The sequence below is a fragment of the Streptomyces sp. NPDC092045 genome (assembly GCF_044756005.1).
Lineage (GTDB): Bacteria > Actinomycetota > Actinomycetes > Streptomycetales > Streptomycetaceae > Streptomyces.
Genome location: NZ_JBIVSC010000015.1, coordinates 66,233 through 83,173, shown reverse-complemented (window position 1 = coordinate 83,173; position 16,941 = coordinate 66,233). Strand labels below are relative to the sequence as shown.

Annotated in this window: 11 protein-coding genes and 1 pseudogene; 7 read left to right on the top strand and 5 right to left on the bottom strand. The window is 74.1% G+C overall.

What is annotated here, in order from left to right; translation table 11 throughout:
* Positions 1-134: 134 nt before the first annotated feature.
* From ACIQKA_RS26455 to ACIQKA_RS26435, 5 genes are read right to left on the bottom strand one after another with little or no spacing between them, the layout of a single operon-like run.
* Entirely contained in the window at positions 135-1,175 is a 1,041-nt protein-coding gene (locus ACIQKA_RS26455) for an ABC transporter ATP-binding protein (protein ID WP_383150414.1), read from the bottom strand.
* On the bottom strand, positions 1,172-2,290 hold the full coding sequence (locus tag ACIQKA_RS26450) for an ABC transporter ATP-binding protein (protein WP_402542587.1): 1,119 nt from the start codon (positions 2,288-2,290) through the stop codon (positions 1,172-1,174). The genes ACIQKA_RS26455 and ACIQKA_RS26450 overlap by 4 nt, the downstream gene beginning before the upstream one ends.
* Positions 2,287-3,276 carry an ABC transporter permease subunit gene (locus ACIQKA_RS26445; RefSeq protein ID WP_391096405.1) on the bottom strand — a complete coding sequence of 330 codons (990 nt, stop codon included), beginning with the start codon at positions 3,274-3,276 and terminating at the stop codon, positions 2,287-2,289. Before ACIQKA_RS26445 ends, ACIQKA_RS26450 begins: the two co-directional genes overlap by 4 nt.
* A complete protein-coding gene (locus ACIQKA_RS26440; RefSeq protein ID WP_402542585.1) occupies positions 3,273-4,349 on the bottom strand; it encodes an ABC transporter permease in 1,077 nt (358 codons plus the stop codon). The genes ACIQKA_RS26445 and ACIQKA_RS26440 overlap by 4 nt, the downstream gene beginning before the upstream one ends.
* A 20-nt stretch (positions 4,350-4,369) precedes the next feature.
* Positions 4,370-6,124 (bottom strand): ABC transporter substrate-binding protein, encoded by a 1,755-nt coding sequence (locus tag ACIQKA_RS26435; protein WP_402542584.1) that lies wholly within the window; start codon positions 6,122-6,124, stop codon positions 4,370-4,372.
* A 494-nt stretch (positions 6,125-6,618) separates the two neighbouring features.
* On the opposite strand from ACIQKA_RS26435, the gene ACIQKA_RS26430 reads away from it, so the two are divergent.
* From ACIQKA_RS26430 to ACIQKA_RS26400, 7 genes and pseudogenes are all read left to right on the top strand, one after another.
* Positions 6,619-8,160: an aldehyde dehydrogenase (NADP(+)) gene (locus ACIQKA_RS26430; protein WP_402542635.1), complete on the top strand. Its 1,542-nt coding sequence runs from the start codon at positions 6,619-6,621 to the stop codon at positions 8,158-8,160.
* Between the two features lie 20 nt (positions 8,161-8,180).
* Positions 8,181-8,884 (top strand): annotated as a pseudogene (locus ACIQKA_RS26425) (alpha/beta hydrolase); the annotation flags it as partial.
* A gap of 118 nt (positions 8,885-9,002) precedes the next feature.
* Positions 9,003-10,361, top strand: a complete 1,359-nt coding sequence (locus ACIQKA_RS26420; RefSeq protein WP_402542582.1) for a serine hydrolase domain-containing protein — start codon at positions 9,003-9,005, stop codon at positions 10,359-10,361.
* A 214-nt stretch (positions 10,362-10,575) separates the two neighbouring features.
* Positions 10,576-11,979, top strand: coding sequence for a hypothetical protein (locus tag ACIQKA_RS26415; RefSeq protein ID WP_402542580.1), 1,404 nt, complete (start codon positions 10,576-10,578; stop codon positions 11,977-11,979).
* Positions 11,980-12,222: 243 nt separating this feature from the next.
* The gene (locus ACIQKA_RS26410; protein WP_402542578.1) at positions 12,223-14,145 is read left to right on the top strand and encodes a ricin-type beta-trefoil lectin domain protein; all 1,923 of its coding nucleotides are present in this window, start codon (positions 12,223-12,225) and stop codon (positions 14,143-14,145) included.
* A 262-nt stretch (positions 14,146-14,407) separates the two neighbouring features.
* The gene (locus ACIQKA_RS26405; protein ID WP_390109109.1) at positions 14,408-14,989 is read left to right on the top strand and encodes a snapalysin family zinc-dependent metalloprotease; all 582 of its coding nucleotides are present in this window, start codon (positions 14,408-14,410) and stop codon (positions 14,987-14,989) included.
* Positions 14,990-15,165: 176 nt separating this feature from the next.
* The gene (locus ACIQKA_RS26400) at positions 15,166-16,935 is read left to right on the top strand and encodes an ABC transporter ATP-binding protein (RefSeq protein WP_402542576.1); all 1,770 of its coding nucleotides are present in this window, start codon (positions 15,166-15,168) and stop codon (positions 16,933-16,935) included.
* The last annotated feature ends 6 nt before the right edge of the window (positions 16,936-16,941 follow it).

Below are 16,941 nucleotides of genomic sequence, written 5' to 3'. Positions count from 1 at the left end.
GTGAACCGGGTTCGTCGGCCCGGCGGCCGGGGCGCTCGGCCGCCGGGGAAACGCGGGCGCCCCGGGTGGGCCGGCTCCGTCGGGGAGCGGCCCACCCGGGGTGGTGTCCGATGTTTCGCCGGAAGGGCGGTGCCTCAGTCCGTCTCGGGGAAGTGACAGGCGGCCCTGCGCCCGGCGGCGCCCACGACCTCCAGGGCCGGCCGCTCGGTGCGGCAGACCGCCTGTGCCCTGGGGCAGCGCGGATGGAAGCCGCAGCCGCTCGGGGGCGAGGCGGGGCTCGGCGGGTCGCCGAGCAGGAGGATCCGTTCCCGGCGCCGCTCCGCGGCCGGATCGGGCAGGGGGACCGCCGACAGCAGGGCCCGGGTGTACGGGTGCGCCGGCCGGTCGTACACCTCGTGCTTGTCGCCGATCTCGACGACGCGACCCAGGTACATGACGGCCACCCGGTCGCAGACCCGCCTCACCACCGACAGGTCGTGGGCGATGAACAGGAACGCGAGCCCCAGCTCCCGGCGCAGACGCTCCATCAGGTTGACGACCTGGGCCTGGACCGACACGTCCAGCGCGGAGACGGGCTCGTCGGCGACGATCAGGCGGGGCGCGGTCGCGAGGGCGCGGGCGATGCCGACCCGCTGGGCCTGTCCCCCGGAGAACTGGTGGGGGTGCCGGTCCAGGTGCTCCGCGCGCAGGCCCACCAGGTCCAGGAGTTCGGCCGCCCTCTCCCGGGCGGCGGCCGCCGGCGTCCCCTGCACGAGCAGCGGTTCCGCGATGATCCGGGCCACGGTCTGCCGCGGGTTCAGGGAGGCGTGGGGGTCCTGGAAGACGATCTGGAGGTCGCGGCGGACCGGCCGCATCCTCCGCTGGGACAGACGGGTGATGTCGCGGCCCCCGAACTCGACGGTGCCGCTCGTGGGTTCCAGCAGCCGGACGAGCATCCGCCCGGTGGTGGACTTCCCGCAGCCGGACTCGCCGACGAGCCCGAGGGTCTCCCCCGCGGCCAGGTCGAGATCGACGCCGTCCACCGCGCGGACCGGTGCGGCGGGGCGCCCGAGGACCCGGCGGCCGGGGAACGTCTTCACCAGGCCGCGCACGGACAGCAGGGGCGCCGCCCCGCCCGTGTCCGGTTCCCGCGAACGCCCGTCCGGCCGGGGAGGCGTGGAGGGGGTGGGTTTCATCGGGCCTCCTCGGCCGTTGCGGGGGCCGCGCCGGGCGGCCCGGGGAGCGCACCGGGCGGCCCGGGGAGCGCACCGGGCGGCCCGGGGCGCGGCGCCGCCGGTACCGCCGTCAGCGGCAGGTGACAGGCGACCAGGCGGTGGTCGCCGGAGAACGGTCGCAGCGGCGGCACCCGGCCGCCGCAGCGGTCCCGCTCCGCGCCGCCGGCCGCGGCCGCCCGTGGGCAGCGGGGCTCGAAGGGGCAGCCGGGGACGGGCTCGGCCGGTGACGGCGGACTGCCGGGGATCGCCCGCAGCGGCGCGTCGTCGGGGTCGTCCAGGCGGGGCAGGGAGTCGAGGAGAGCGCGGGTGTAGGGGTGGGCGGGACCGTGGAACAGCTCGTCCACCGGGGCCTGTTCGGCCGCCCGTCCTCCGTACATGACGAGGACGTCGTGGGCGACGCGCGCCACCACCCCCAGGTCGTGGGTGATCATCAGCACGCCGAGGCCCCGTTCCTGCTGGAGCCGGGCGATCAGTTCGAGGATCTGGGCCTGGACGGTGACGTCGAGCGCGGTGGTCGGCTCGTCGGCGACGAGCAGTTCGGGTTCGCAGGCCAGCGCCATGGCGATCATGGCGCGCTGGCGCATCCCGCCGGAGAACTGGTGCGGGTACTCCCCCGCCCGGCGGGCCGGTTCGGGGATGCCGACCTCGCCGAGCATGTCGACGGCGCGCCGGCGGGCGGCCCGCCGGCCGCTGCCGAAGTGGTGGCGGTGGGCCTCCGCGATCTGTTCGCCGACCGTGTACGCGGGGTGCAGCGCGGAGAGCGTGTCCTGGAAGACCATGGCCATCCGCCGTCCGCGCAGCCGGCCGAGGCGGCTCTCGGACAGGCCGAGGAGTTCCCGGCCGGCGAGGGCGACCGATCCGCTCACCCGGGCGCCCCGGTGCAGGCCCAGGACGGCGAGGGAGGTGACCGACTTGCCGGAACCCGACTCGCCGACCAGGCCGAGCGTGCGGCCGGCCTCCACGGTGAAGGAGACCCCGTCGACCGCCTGGACGGTCCCGGCGGGCGTGTCGAAGGCCACCCGCAGGTCACGGACCCGCAGCAGGGGGTGGTCCGGTGCGGTGGTGAAGGGCGTCATCGGTTCCTCACCCTCGGGTCGACGACGGCGTGGAGCAGGTCGACGAGGACGTTGGCCGCCACGATGAAGAAGGCCGCGAGCAGGGTGACGCCGAGCACGACCGGCTGGTCGGAGCGTTGCAGGGCGTCGTAGAAGAGCCGGCCCACACCGGGGATGCCGAAGACCGACTCGGTGATGACCGCTCCGGCGAGCAGCGCGCCGAGGTCCATGCCGAAGAGGGTGACCACCGGCATCATCGCGGAGCGCAGTCCGTGCTTGACCACGACGGTCCGGGCGGGCATGCCCTTGGCACGGGCGGTGCGGATGTAGGGCTGCGCCATCGTCTCGATCATCGAACTGCGGCTCTGGCGGGCGTACATCGCGGCGTAGAGCAGGGCGAGGGCGGTCCACGGCAGCAGCAGGTTGACCGCCCAGGCCACCGGGTCGTCGGCGAGGGCGACGTAGGTGGGGTAGGGCAGCAGTCCGCTCAGCCTCACCGCGCCGTAGAGGAGCATCACGGCCGTGAAGTAGACGGGCAGCGAGGCGGTGGCGACGGCGCCGACCATCAGGGCGCGGTCGAGGACGCTCCCCTTGCGCAGGGCCGCGGTCACCCCGGCGGTCAGTCCGAGCACCAGCCACAGGAGGGCGGCGCCTGCCGCCAGGGACGCCGAGACGGGCAGGCGGTCCATCAGCAGGTCCCACACGGGCAGGGCGTTCTCGTAGGAGTAGCCGAGGCAGGGGAAGCCGCACTGGAGCGCGTGGGGGCCGCTGCCCAGCTCCCGGCCCGCGAAGACGCCGACGAGGTAGTCCCCGAACTGCCGCCACACGGGCTGGTCGAGGCCCATGAAGCGGCGCACCTCCGCGAGGCGTTCGGGGCTGCACGTCTTGCCGCACGCCGCCGCGGCGGGATCGGCGGGCAGCAGGTAGAAGATGACGAAGGTGACGGCGCAGATGGCGAGCAGGACCCCGGCCACGCCGAGGCACCTGCGGAGCAGGTAGGAGATCACGGACGGCCTCCCCGGGGGTCGAGGACGTCGCGCAGGGTGTCGCCGAGGACCGTGAACGCGAGCACGGCGACGAAGAGGAAGAGGCTGGGGACGACGAAGTACATCGGGTACGTCTCGTAGTAGCCGACGGCCTCGGCGATCATCTGGCCCCACGAGGGGGTCGGCGGGCGCACCCCCACCCCGAGGAAGCTGAGGGCGGCCTCCGTGCTGATCATTCCGGGGATCAGCAGGGTGGTGTACGCGATGACGGGACCCGAGATGCCCGGCAGCACCTGGCGGGTGAGGATGCGCCACGGTCCGCCGCCGCAGGCGCGGGCCGCCTCGACGTACTCGCGGTGGCGCAGGGAGAGCGCCTCGGCGCGGACGACCCGGGCGATGCCGGGCCAGCCGAAGACGCCGATGACGACGGTCATCAGCAGCACCCGGTCGACGTCCTGGGCCACCGACATCATCGCGATCATGAAGATGAGGGAGGGGAAGGACATGGTGAGGTCCGTCAGCCGGCCCAGTACGGAGTCGACGCGGCCGCCGAAGTAGCCCGCCGCGACGCCCGCGGCGGTGCCGGTGACGACGACGATCGCGGTGGCCGCGAAGGCGATCAGGAGGGACACCCGGGCGCCGTGGACGACGCGGGCGAACAGGTCCCGGCCGGTGACCGGCTCCACGCCGAGCCAGTGGTCGGCCCCCATGCCGCCGAACGGGCCGCGGGGCAGGCCGCCGAGGTAGGGGTCGACGGCGTCGGTGTCGAAGGCGGTCGGCGACCAGCCGCCCAGGCGGCTGAGCAGCGGCGCCGTGAGGGCGATCAGGACCAGCAGGCCGACGGCGATCAGGGCGGCCCGGCTGCCGCGGCCGCCCCACAGGCGCCGCAGGGCGGTCCGCGCGAGGGAGTCGGGCGGCGGCGGAGAGCCGGGTCCGCCGGCCGGCGGCGGGACGTCAGGCCGGGTGGCCGGCGCGGTGTCCTGTCCGGCTCCGCGCGTGACGTTCCGCCCGGTGTCCCGCGTACGGCTCCGCCCGGGTCCGCCCATGGCGTCCTGCCCGTTGTCCTGCGCTTCGTTCTGCGCGGTGGAAGTCATGACGGCGTTTCCTCGTCCCCTCAGCCCTCGCTCCGGGACGGGTCCTTCAGACCGATCACGGCGAAGTCGAACTGGCCGGTCCAGGACGGGTGTCCGAAGGCCCCGGCGACGTTGTCGCCGACGAGCAGGGGCTTGCGCTCCCACAGCAGCGGGACGGCCGGGACCTTGCGCTGGATCTCGGCGTCCAGGGCGGCCCACGCCTTGTCGGCGGCGGCCGCGTCGGGCATCGCGGCGATCTCGTCCATGCGCCGGTCCACGGCCGCGTCGCGGAACTGGGAGACGTTGCCCTGGTTGCCCTTCTCCTTGATGGTGCGGCCGTCGAAGACGAACGGCAGGAACGTGGCGGCGGACGGGTAGTCCGGGCACCAGCCGCTGATGGCCATGTCGGGGGCCTTGGCGGTGTCGCCGATGGTGTCGTAGTAGACCGAGGGGTCGACGGTGTCGATCCGCAGCCGTATGCCGACGCGGGCCAGGCTCTGCTGGAGCGCCTCGGCGCGGGTCTTGTCCCCCGTGGACACGGTGATCGTCGTGTCGAGGCCGTCGGCCCTGCCCGCCTCGGCGAGGAGTCGCTTCGCCCGCGCCACGTCGCCGGTGACCGGGCCGTCGTGGACCGGCTTCGAGGCGCTTCCGCCCGTGAGGGAGGGCGGCAGGTAGCCGGTGGCGACGTCGTTGAGGGCGGGGCCGCCGTTCGCGATCACCTGCGCCTGCCTGTCGACGGCGTACAGCAGCGCCCGGCGGACCGACAGGTCGTCGAACGGGGCGCGGGAGGTGTTGAGCGCGAGCATGTCGGTGCAGCCGGTGCGTTCCGCGGACAGCCGCTTCAGGACCTCGGGCCGGGGAAGGACCTTCGCGACGCTGGAGGACTGGAGGTCGGACCACTCGACGGCGGAGGCGTCGGCGCCGGCGCTCGCGATGATCCGGTCGTCGATCTGGCCGCCCTTGAGCCCCTGGACCACGACGATGCGGTCCGGGTACGCCTTGCGCACCGGATCGGTCGCCGCGTTCCAGTGGGCGTTGCGGACCAGCACCAGCTTCTTGCCGCGCGCGTAGCTCTCGACGCGGTACGGCCCGGAGGAGAAGGGCCGCAGGTCGTACTGGACGCCCGCCTCCCGGGACTCGGGCACGGGCGAGAAGGTGGGCAGCGTGACCGTGGAGGAGAACTCGGCGACGGGTCTGCGGAGTTCGAAGACCACGGTCCGCTCGTCCGGGGTCCGGATCGAGTCCAGGTGCTTGCCGCCGAGCGGGCCGGCGTACCCCTCGGTGCCGGCCAGGTAGCGCTGGGCGTAGTCCGGGCCGCCCGCGAGGTCCGGGGCGAAGGAGCGCTCCACGTTGTACTTGACGTCCCGCGCCCGGATCGGGGTGCCGTCCTCGTAGACGAGTCCGGGCTTGAGGGTGAAGGTCCAGGTGCGGCCGCCGTTCGAGGACCTGCCGAGGTCGGTGGCGAGGTCGGGGACGATCTCGCCGCCCTCCTTGCCGGGGGCCGCCCGGAAGGTCGTCAGGGTGCGGTAGAGCAGTCGGGTGCCGAAGTCCATGGTCGGCATGACCCAGTTGCGGGCGGGGTCCAGGTGGGCGAAGTCCTGGTTGGACAGGACCGTCAGGGTGCCGCCCCGCTTCGGGGTGCCGCCGATGACGGTGCCGGACGCCACGCCGGGCTGCCCTCCGGCCGGCGTGCGGCGGTCACCGCCGCCCTGCGCGGTGCAGGCGCCCAGCAGGGCCAGGGACAGGGAGACGCTGAGGCACGCGCACAGGGTGCGGGCGGGACGGCGGCGGGGCATGGGGCAACTCCTCGGTGCGGGAAAGGGAGCCGGCGGGCGTGGAGCGGGCCGGAAGGAGAGGGCGGAGCGGGGCGAGGGGGCCGGGTGGAGTGGGGTGGGGCGAGCCGCTGGACAACTGCGGGAGCCCCGAAGGGACATGGAGGGCGTTCCGGCCTCCGCCTCCGCGCTGTGGCACGTAACATAGTAATGTGAAATTGCACAGCCAAGGAGTAGAGCGGCCCGTTACCGAACCGTGTCCGAGGGCAACGCCACCGGGCCGGTGACCTTCCACCCGGCATCCGACGACGGCGTGCCGTCCGGCACGCGCAGGGAGACGCATCGCAGTGAATCCGCCCGGACACCCGACAGCGAACGACCACCAGGGCCCGATCCCGGCCCCCGCCCCGGCTGCGGCTGCGGCTGCGGCCTTGAGCTCGGCTCCCGCCTCGCCCCCGGCCCCGGCCCCGGACGGGCCCCCGCGCCGCGCCGACCCCCCGGTTCCCACCGGCCGTTCGATCCTCGCCGGCCGCGACGTCCCCGGTACGGGGGCCGCCTGGCACGCCGTCGCCGCCGCTTCCGGCGAGCCGTTCGGCCCCGTGTTCCGGGACGCTTCGGCGGAGCAGGTCGCCGAGGCGGCCCGGCTCGCGGCGGCGGCCGCCCGGGCGTTCCGCGCCCTGCCGCCGGAACGCAGGGCGGCCTTCCTGGACGCCTGCGCGGAGGAGATCGAGGCGCTCGGCGACCCGCTCGTGGAACTCGCGGCCCGCGAGACCGGACTCCCGCCGTCCCGCCTGACCGGCGAGCGGGGCCGCACCTGCGGCCAGTTGCGCCTCTTCGCCGAACTGGTCAGGAGCGGGACCGCGCTCGACGCCCGGATCGACTCCCTCCCCTCGGGTCCCTCGGGTCCCGCGGGCAGGGACGTGCGGCTGCGCCGCGTCCCCGTCGGCCCGGTGGCCGTGTTCGGGGCGGGCAACTTCCCGCTGGCGTTCTCCGTCGCCGGCGGGGACACGGCCTCCGCACTGGCCGCCGGCTGCCCGGTCGTGGTCAAGGCGCATCCGTCGCACCCGGGAACCGGCGAGGCCGTGGCCCGCGCCGTCACCGCCGCCGCCGCGCGCACCGGCATGCCGGCCGGCGTCTTCTCGCTGCTGGTGGGGAGGGCGTACGACGTCGGTCTCGCGCTGGTGGGCGATCCGCGGATCGCCGCGGTGGGCTTCACCGGTTCACGGACCGGCGGACTCGCCCTGATCGCCGCCGGCCGCTCCCGCCCGGTCCCCATCCCGGTGCACGCCGAGATGTCCGCGGTCAACCCGGTGATCATGCTCGACGGCGCCCTCGCCGAACCCGGGCCCCCGGCCGACGCGTACGTGGCGTCGCTGACCAACGGCGCCGGCCAGTTCTGCACGAACCCCGGCCTCCTGCTGCTGCCCGCCGGACCGGCCGGCGACGCGTTCCTCGCGGCGGTCGCCCGGAAGCTGCGGAGCACGGAGGGGCAGACCATGCTCACCCCGGACATCGCCCGCGCCTGCACCGAGGGGGTACGGAGGTGGGAGTCCGTCGCGGGGGTGCGGGAGGTGGCCCGGGGAACGGACGGGGAGGGCCCCCACGCGCCCGCCCCGGCGGTCCTCGTGTGCGACGCGGACGCCTACGCCGCCGCACCCGACGTGCTCGGGGGCGAGGTCTTCGGCGCGGCCGGGCTCGTCGTGCGCTGGTCCGGGACGGAGGAACTCCTGTGCCTCCTCGAGGACATGGAGGGACAGCTGACGGCCACGGTGCACGGCACGGACGCGGACCTGCGCACCGCCTCGGCGCTGCTGCCCGTACTGGAGGAGCGCGCGGGCCGTCTCCTGTGGGGGGGCTGGCCCACCGGCGTGGAGGTCAGCCACGCGATGGTGCACGGAGGGCCGTGGCCGGCGACCAGCTCGCCCGCGACGACGAGCGTCGGCACGCTCGCCGTCGAACGCTGGCTGCGCCCGGTCTGCTACCAGTCCTTCCCCGACGCCCTGCTGCCCCCCGAGCTGCGCGACGGCAACCCGCTGCGGATCCCCCGCCTCACCGCGTAGGCCGCCGAGGAGCGGGAAGCGGGAGGGGTGGCGGCGGCGACGCGACCACCTTCGACCGGCTGGGCGTCCGTGACTGGGCCGCGGGGCTGCCGCTGATCGTGGTGATGCCGGACGGCGGCTTCGCGGGCTGGTACTCGGACCCCGTCGGCTCCCACACCGGCCCGCACGACTGGGAGAGCTTCCACGTCGGTCAGCTGATCCCCTGGATGGACGCCACGTTCCGCACCCACGCCGGGGCCGACGGCCGGGCGGTCTCCGGTTTCTCCATGGGCGGGTTCGGCGCCCTCAAGTACGCGGCCAGGCACCCCGGCCTCTTCTCCTCGGTCAGTTCGCACTCGGGCCCGGCCGACCTGCGGCGCGACCACGGCATCGTCGGCCACTGGGCCGACGTCTCGTCGGCCACCGAGCTCGGCGGCGCCGCCGTGTACGGGGTGCCGCTGTGGGACGAGAGGCGGGTGAGCGCCGACAACCCGGTGGAGCACGTGGAGAGCTACCGCGGCAAGCGGGTGTTCCTCGTGGTCGGGACGAACGGCGACGCCGTCCCGTGGTTCAGCGCGGTGCAGGAGCAGCAGTCAGGAACGGGCACCGCGGGTTCCGTTCGCTGTTGAACGCCGCCGGCATCCCGCACATGGCGTACGAGGAGCCGGGCGGCCACGTGCTGCGCCACCCCCGCGTCCGGCAGGACCCGGCGGGCATCACGGCCCATCTGCGCCCGGCCGCCTGACGAGCCGTACGGCCGTACGGCGGGCTGGTCCGGTCACCCGGCGTTCCGTCCGGCTGCCCGACGGTCCGCCCTCCCGACCCTTTCCCCTCCCTTCTCCACCCGACCAGGAGTTCCCAGCATGTTCCCGAAAGCCGTCCGCCTGCCCCTCGTCCTCGGTGTGGCCGCGGCCCTGGCCGCGTTGCCCTCGGCCGCTCACGCCGCCCCCGCCGCCGACCACACGGCCAGTGCCGCCGCGCTGCGGACGTTCGACCTCGCGGGCGCGCCCGGTGCCGGCCTCCACGCGGGTGACGGTTCCACCTCGTGGAGCCTGTCCTCCGGCACCGCGACCCTCAACGCCCAGGACACGCCGGGACCCGACGAGCGCTTCCGCATCGGCAGCCAGAGCAAGACGTTCACCGCCGCCACGGTCCTCACGCTCGTGGACGAGGGCCGGCTCGAACTCGACGACCCGATCGAGAACCGCCTGCCCGGCGTCGTGTCGGTCAACGGCTACGACGGCACCCGCATCACCGTGCGCCACTTGCTCCGGCACTTCAGCGGCATTCCCCGGGCCAACACCGTCAACGCGCCCGCGCAGCAGCCCGGTGGCGGCCACTCCCTGGCCTCGCTGGTGCAGTACGGCCTCGACGGGGCGCCGCCGGCCGCCGAGCCCGGGGCCCGGTTCCTCTACTCCAACACCGCCTACGAGATCCTCGGCATGCTGATCGAGCGGCTCACCGGGCAGCGCGTCGAGGAGGCCGTCACGCGGCGCGTGGTCCAGCCGCTGGGGCTGACGAACACGAGCTTCCCCGCGCTGGGCGACCGTACGCTCCCGGGTCCGCGCATCAACGGCTACGCGGGGGTCCGGTTCATCGGCACCGTGTTCATCGGCACCGAGGTCACGGGGACGCACGAGCCGAGCCGCTTCTACGCCTCCGGCGCGATGATCTCCACCCTGCGCGACGTCGCCGCGTTCTACCGGGCGCTCGTCGGCGGGCGCGTGGTGTCGGCGGAAAGCACGGCGGAGATGAAGCGCGGCGTTCCGACACAGCCGGGCTCGCCGTCCAGCGCGGGGCTGGGCCTCGTCGAATCCTCCTGCCCCGCGGCGGCACGTTCTGGACCTACAACGGTGGAGTGCCGGGCTGCTTCACCCTCACCGGCGTCACGGAGGACGGCCGCTACGCGTCCACGGTCACCGACGCCCAGATGGGCCTGTCCGACCAGCCGATATCCCAGGGGTACGGGGTGCTCCGGGCGGCGCTCTGCGAGGGCGGCGGGAGCTGACCTCCGGGCTGCCGGGCCCTGGCGCCCCGGTGGCGCCGGGGACGGCGGCCCCCGCGCCGAGGCCTCCCGCCCGGAACGGAGGTTCGTCAACTTCGAAGCCGTAGATTCATTCTTCCGCGTGGCGCACGGGCGCCACGCGGAGGTGCCATCCGGTCAACACGGACGGTACGCGCGCGAGTGGTGCGCCGGGCAGGGCGGGTGGGACTCCCCGTGAAACCCGGCGCCGGCCGGAAGGACCGCGATCCGCGGTGCGGGTCCGGGCAAACCAGCGGATCCGCGCTGGCCGAGACCTCCCCGCCACCGCTGTACGCGGCCCGTCGGGAGCGGTGAGCTACCGAGCGTTCCGGCTCCTCCCCCTCCCGGTGCGCCCGCGGTCCGGGAGGGGACGGAGCCCACGGCGCACCGCCGACCGATCGGAGATCGCCACCATGAGCACACCTCCTCCCGTCCCGCTCCGGGTCGCCCTCGTCAACGGAAGCTTCGAGCAGCCGTCCGTCACCGACATGGCCTTCCTGCCGGACGCCTCCCAGACCCAGGCCTCCCGGTACGTTCCGGGCTGGCTCACCACCGCGACCGACCACATGATCGAGTTGTGGCACTCCGGCTTCAACGGGATCCCCTCGGCCGAGGGCGAGCAGTTCGCCGAACTCAACGCCAACCAGGTCTCCACCCTCTACCAGGACCTGCCGACCACGCCCGGCACCACGCTGTACTGGCGGCTCCACCACCGCGGCCGGCAGGGGCAGGACACCATGGCCCTGGACATCGGCGCTCCGGGCGGCACGGTCGAGCAGCGCACCTTCACCGACGGCAACACGGCGTGGGGCCACTACACCGGCACCTACACCGTCCCGGCGGGGCAGACCCTCACCCGTTTCGCCTTCAGGTCCGTCTCGGCCGCCGGCGGCAACCGGGGGGTCGGCAACTTCCTGGACGGGATCTTCTTCGGCACCGCCCCGCACGTGGTGCTCGTCAAGGCCGCCGTGCCGGAGGGGCCGCTGGACGTCGGCGACGTCGTCACGTACCGGATCACCGCCAGGAACGAGGGCGGCGGGGACGCCGAGCGCCTCACGCTCACCGACGTCCTGCCCGCGGGGACGACGTACGTGCCCGGTTCGCTGCGGATCGTCGACGGTCCGCACGCGGGGGCGAAGACCGACCGGGCGGGTGACGACCAGGCCGCGTACGACGCCGGGACCCGCACGGTCGTCTTCCGGCTCGGCACCGGCGCCTCGGCGTCGCAGGGCGGCAGCCTGGCCAACACCGCCGTCCTGCCGGGCGGCACCACCGTCGAGTACCGGGTCAGGCTCGGCCCGGAGACGGCGGGGACCCGCGTCGCCAACACCGCCGCCGCCGCGTACGAGAACCGGCTCGGGCCCGCTCCGGAGCCGCTGACGTCCACGTCCGGCGAGGCCGTGACCGAGGTGAGGCCGGCCGCCGACCTGACCGTGACGAAGGCGGCCGACGCGACCACCGTCACCGTCGGGCAGACGGTGGTCTACCGCCTGAGCGTCCACAACGCCGGTCCCAGCCCGGCGACCGGGGTCACGGTCGCGGACCGGCTTCCGGGCGGGCTCGTGTTCCTGTCCGCCGACACCGACCTCGGAACCTACGCGCCGGAGACCGGCACGTGGTCGGTCGGCGGGATGCCCGTCGGCGCCCGCGCCGTCCTCACCCTGCGGGCGAAGGCCACCAGGCCCGTGCGCGTCACCAACACCGCCGTCGTCACCGCCGCCGAGAAAGACCCCGACCCGGCGAACAACACCGACTCCGTCGCCGTCTGCGTCGAACCCGCGCCGGCCTGCTGCGCGCCCTGCGTGCCCCGCGCCTGAGTCGCCGGACTCCACCGGGTCGTCGCGTCACCTCCTGAACGAACCCGCCTCCGAGAACCGCCGTCAGAACCCGAAGAGGCCCGTCCTCTTCGGGAGTCGTACGCGACAGGGGTTGACGGGCGCATCCCCCGTCCATAAGTTCACAGCTTGATAAAAGGCTTGTCGCCCTGTGGGACGCGTACGGGACCGGGCCGACCGGTCCCGTACGGCAGCGCGGCGCGCCCCCTCAGAGAGGATTGTCAGGTGCACCTCAATACTTTGCGGGCGACCGCAGCCGGGCGGGCGCGTTCCCGCCCCCGCTCGCTCGCCGCCCTCCTGACCGGCGCCCTGGTGGCGACCGGGCTGGCCCTCACCTCGCCCGGCACCGCACAGGCCGCCGGAGAGAGGGTGGACGTCTGGCTGACCACCACCTCCGACTCCGGCGGCCGCACCGTCACCCGGGGCCTCGCCCCGCAGGCACCGCTCTCCTTCGGCCCGTCCGGCGGCGGCGCGAACCACACCATCACCGTCGACGAGTCCACCACCTACCAGCAGTTCGAGGGCGGCGGCGCGTCCCTCACCGACACCACCGCCCACCTCCTGCGCGGCGGCGCCGTCAGCGCCGCCACCCGCGACGCGGTCATGCGCAAGCTGTTCTCGCCGACCGAGGGCATCGGGCTCTCCTTCGTCCGCAACCCCATCGGCGCCTCCGACCTCTCACGGCCCGGGAACGTCTCCCTCGACGACACCTGCTGCGACCTCGGCGACTTCGGCTCCAACGGCTACGACACCGACGTCCGGCTGCTCACCGTCCAGGCCAAGCAGCTCAACCCGGCGCTGCGGGTCAAGGGCGTGCCGTGGAGCGCGCCCGGCTGGATGAAGGACAACGGCCGGATGGACCAGATGGGCTGGCTGAAGTGGGAGCACTACCCCACCTACGCCCAGTACCTGGTCAAGTACGTCCAGAGCTACCGGGCGGCCGGCGTCCCGGTCGACTACCTGTCGGTGCAGAACGAGCCCAACTGCTGCCAGGCCGGGAATCCGACCGCGATGAACTACCCGGGCATGAGCTGGAACCCGTCCGGGCTGGTCGAGTTCACCAAGAACCACGTCTACCCCGCCTTCCGGGCCGCCGGGATCTCCACCAAGGTCCTGGTGCACGACTGGAACTACGGCGACTACGCCGGTTTCGGCGCCGGGATCCTCGGCGACGCGGGCGTCCGCGACGACCCGCTGTTCGGCGGCATCGCCTGGCACGGCTACGCCGGCGACCCGGCCGTCGGCAGCCAGGTCCACGCCCAGTACCCGGCGGTGCGCCAGTTCAGCACCGAGCACTCGGGCGGGACCTGGATCGGCAACCAGCACAACGAGGACCTGAAGGACATCGTCTCGTACGCCCGCAACTGGAGCGGCAGCCTGGTCAAGTGGAGCCTGGCCCTGAACCAGAACATGGGGCCGCACAACGGCGGCTGCGGCACCTGCACCGGTCTGATCACCGTGCAGGAGGGCGGCGCCCGCGCCGGGCAGGTGGACTACACGGTCGAGTACTACACGACCGGCCACCTCACCAAGTTCGTCCGGCCCGGCGCGTACCGGATCGCCTCGACGGACAACGCCACCGTGCAGAACGTGGCCTGGCGCAACCCCGACGGCTCCAAGGCGCTCATCGCGCACAACGGCGGCGGTTCGGCACAGTCCGTCCGGGTCGACTGGGGCGGCCAGTCCTTCACCTACAGCCTCCCGGCCCGCACCACCGCCACCTTCACCTGGTCGGGCACGCCCGGCGGTGGCGGCACCCCCGGCGGCGCGCTGACCGGTCTCGCCGGGAAGTGCCTGGACGTGGCCGGCGCGGCGAACGCCGACGGCACCGCCGTCCAGCTGTACACCTGCAACGGCACCGCCGCCCAGCGCTGGACTCTCGCCGCCGACGGCACGATCCGGGCGCTCGGCAAGTGCCTCGACGTCACCGGCGGCGCCGTCGCCGACGGCACGAAGGCGCAGTTGTACACGTGCAACGGGACGGGTGCCCAGCGCTGGACGTACGACGCGGCCACGCACGACGTGGTGAACACCGCCGCCGACAAGTGCCTCGACGTGACGGGCAACTCCTCGGCCGACGCCACCCGGACCCAGATCTGGTCCTGCACCGGCGCGGCCAACCAGAAGTGGACCCATCAGGCGTCCTGACCCCCGGGGGCGGGCGGTGTCCGGCGGATCCGGGACCCCTCCGGCCGGGGCGCCGGACGCGCCCGCCCCGGGGAAGCACAACCGCGACGGAAGAACAAGACTGACAGGTACATTACATGGGATCCTTCCGGGGCTTACCATCGCAAGGATCGGAGGGGTGATCGACGTCATGTCTGGCCCCACCAGACGCCCGTGTCGCCCGCCCCTTCACGCCTCCGGCTCCCCACCGGAGCCGGATCCCCCCACGGATGAAGGAGCAGCAATGCCCCTCGGTACATGGCTCAGGGCCGGCACCTCCGCCGCCGCGCTCGTCCTCGCCACGGCGGGCGCCGCGACGGCGGCCCCCGCGCCCGCGTACGAACCGTCCGCCGCTCGGGCGGCGGTGGTGACCCTTCGCTACGACGACAGCCGCGCCGGAGGCTGGGAGGCCGCGATCGCGGCCGGGGTCGCCTCCTGGAACGCGAACGTGAGCAACGTCAAACTGGTGGAAGCCGCGCCCGGCACCCGGGCCGAGATCGTGATCGTCGCCACCACGGGCTGGCCGCAGGCCACCCTCGGCCCCGTCCGTCCGGGCCGTCAGGTCCGCGTCGAACTCGGCAGCCAGGCCGTGGGCCAGGGCTACGACAAGACCCGGATCGCCGCTCACGAGCTGGGCCACAGCCTCGGCCTGCCGGACACCAAGCCCGGCCCGTGCTCGCAGCTGATGTCGGGTTCGAGCGCCGGGACGGCCTGCACCAACGCCGTCCCGAACGCGACCGAGCGGTCCCGCGTGCAGTCCGCCTACGCGAACGGCGTCGCCGCCCTCGTGCCCGCCGACGGCCGGATCCTCGTCGACGCCCCCTGACACGCCCTCACGGAGCGGGTCCGCACGACGGCGCGGGCCGGCGTACGGACCCTTCCGGCCCCTCCCGTGCCCGACCGGCCCGGCGTGCGGCCGGTCGGGCGTCCGGCCGATCCGGATCCGGCGTCCGAGTGGTCACACCGGTCAGGCGAGCGCGGCGTCCTCGCGTCCTGACCGGTGTGACCACCGCCCTCGAAACCCCCGCCACCCCCGTCGTCCCCGCCCGCAAGGTCTGGTCGGCCCTCCACACCCACTTCCGGCCGCACCGGGCCGCCGTCGCGTGCGGGGCGGTGCTCGCCCTGATCGGCGCCGCGAGCGGGCTCGCCCAGCCGCTCGCCGCGAAGGCCCTGGTGGACCGGCTCGGCCACGACGAGCCCGTCGTTCCGGTCCTGCTGGTCCTGACGGCGCTCGTCGTCTTCGGCACGGCCGTCGAGGCGCTCGGCTCGTACGTCCTGGAACGGACCGCTGAGTCGGTGGTGCTCGCGGCCCGGCGCTCGCTGAGCGGGAGGCTGCTGCGCCTGCGGCTGCCGGAGGTGGAGAAGACCCAGCCCGGCGATCTGATGTCGCGGATCACCTCCGACACCACCCTGCTGCGAGCGGTCACCACCCAGTCCGTCGTGTCGGCGGCGACCGGCGGCCTCTCGTTCGTGGCGACGCTGGTCCTCATGGGCTTCATGGACCCCGTGCTGCTGGGCGTCACGGTCGGCGTCATCGTGCTGATCGGCGGGGCCGTCGCCGCGCTCATGCCGCGGATCGCGGCGGCGACCAAGCGCTCGCAGGAGGCGGTCGGCCGGATCTCCACCGTCCTGGAGCGCGCCTTCGGCGCCTTCCGGACCATCAAGGCCTCGGGCGCCGAGGCACGGGAGACGGCCGTCGTGGACGCGGCGGCGCACGACGCCTGGCGGCACGGGGTGAAGTCGGCCAAGTGGCAGTCGCTCGCGGGCTCCTCGATCGGCCTGGCGGTACAGGTGTCGTTCCTGGCGGTCCTCGGCATCGGCGGCGCGCGGGTCGCGTCCGGGGCGACGTCGATCTCGTCCCTGATCGCCTTCCTCCTCTTCCTCTTCTACCTGATCGAGCCGATATCCAAGCTGGTCGAGGCGGCCACGCAGTTCCAGGTGGGATCGGCGGCGGTGGCGCGGATCCTGGAGGCCGAGGCCCTGGAGGTCGAGGAGACCGGCGCCGGGACGGCGGCACCGGCGGAGGCCGACGGGCCGGCGTCCGTGGTCTTCGACGACGTCTCCTTCCGCTACCGGGACGACCTCCCGGCCGTGCACCGGGGCGTGTCCTTCGAGGTGCCCGGACGGGGCATGACGGCCTTCGTGGGCCCGTCGGGCGCGGGAAAGACGACGCTGTTCGGACTGATCGAGCGCTTCTACGAGACGACCGGCGGGCGGGTCCTGGTGGACGGCCGGGACGTGCGGGAGTGGCCACTGGCCGAACTGCGGGCCTCCATCGGTTACGTGGAGCAGGACGCGCCCGTCCTGTCCGGCACCCTGCGCGAGAACCTCGCCTTCGCCGCGCCGGACTCGAACGAGGAGGAGATCCGCCACGTGCTCGTACGGGCGCGGCTGGACGCGCTCGTGGAACGGCTGCCGGAGGGCCTGGAGACGGTGGTCGGTCACCGCGGCTCCAAGCTGTCGGGCGGAGAGCGGCAGCGGATCGCCATCGCGCGGGCGCTGCTGCGCAGGCCGCGGCTGCTGCTGCTCGACGAGGCGACCTCTCAGCTGGACGCGGTCAACGAGCTGGCGCTGCGGGACGTCGTGGCGGAGGTGGCCCGGGAGACCACGGTCCTCGTCGTGGCGCACCGGCTGTCGACGGTGACGCTCGCGGACCGGATCGTCGTGATGGAGGCGGGCCGGGTCCGCGCGGTGGGAACGCACGCGGAACTGGTGGAGGGCGACGAGCTGTACGGGGAGCTGGCGGCGACACAGTTCCTGGCGACGGCGTGAGGCCCG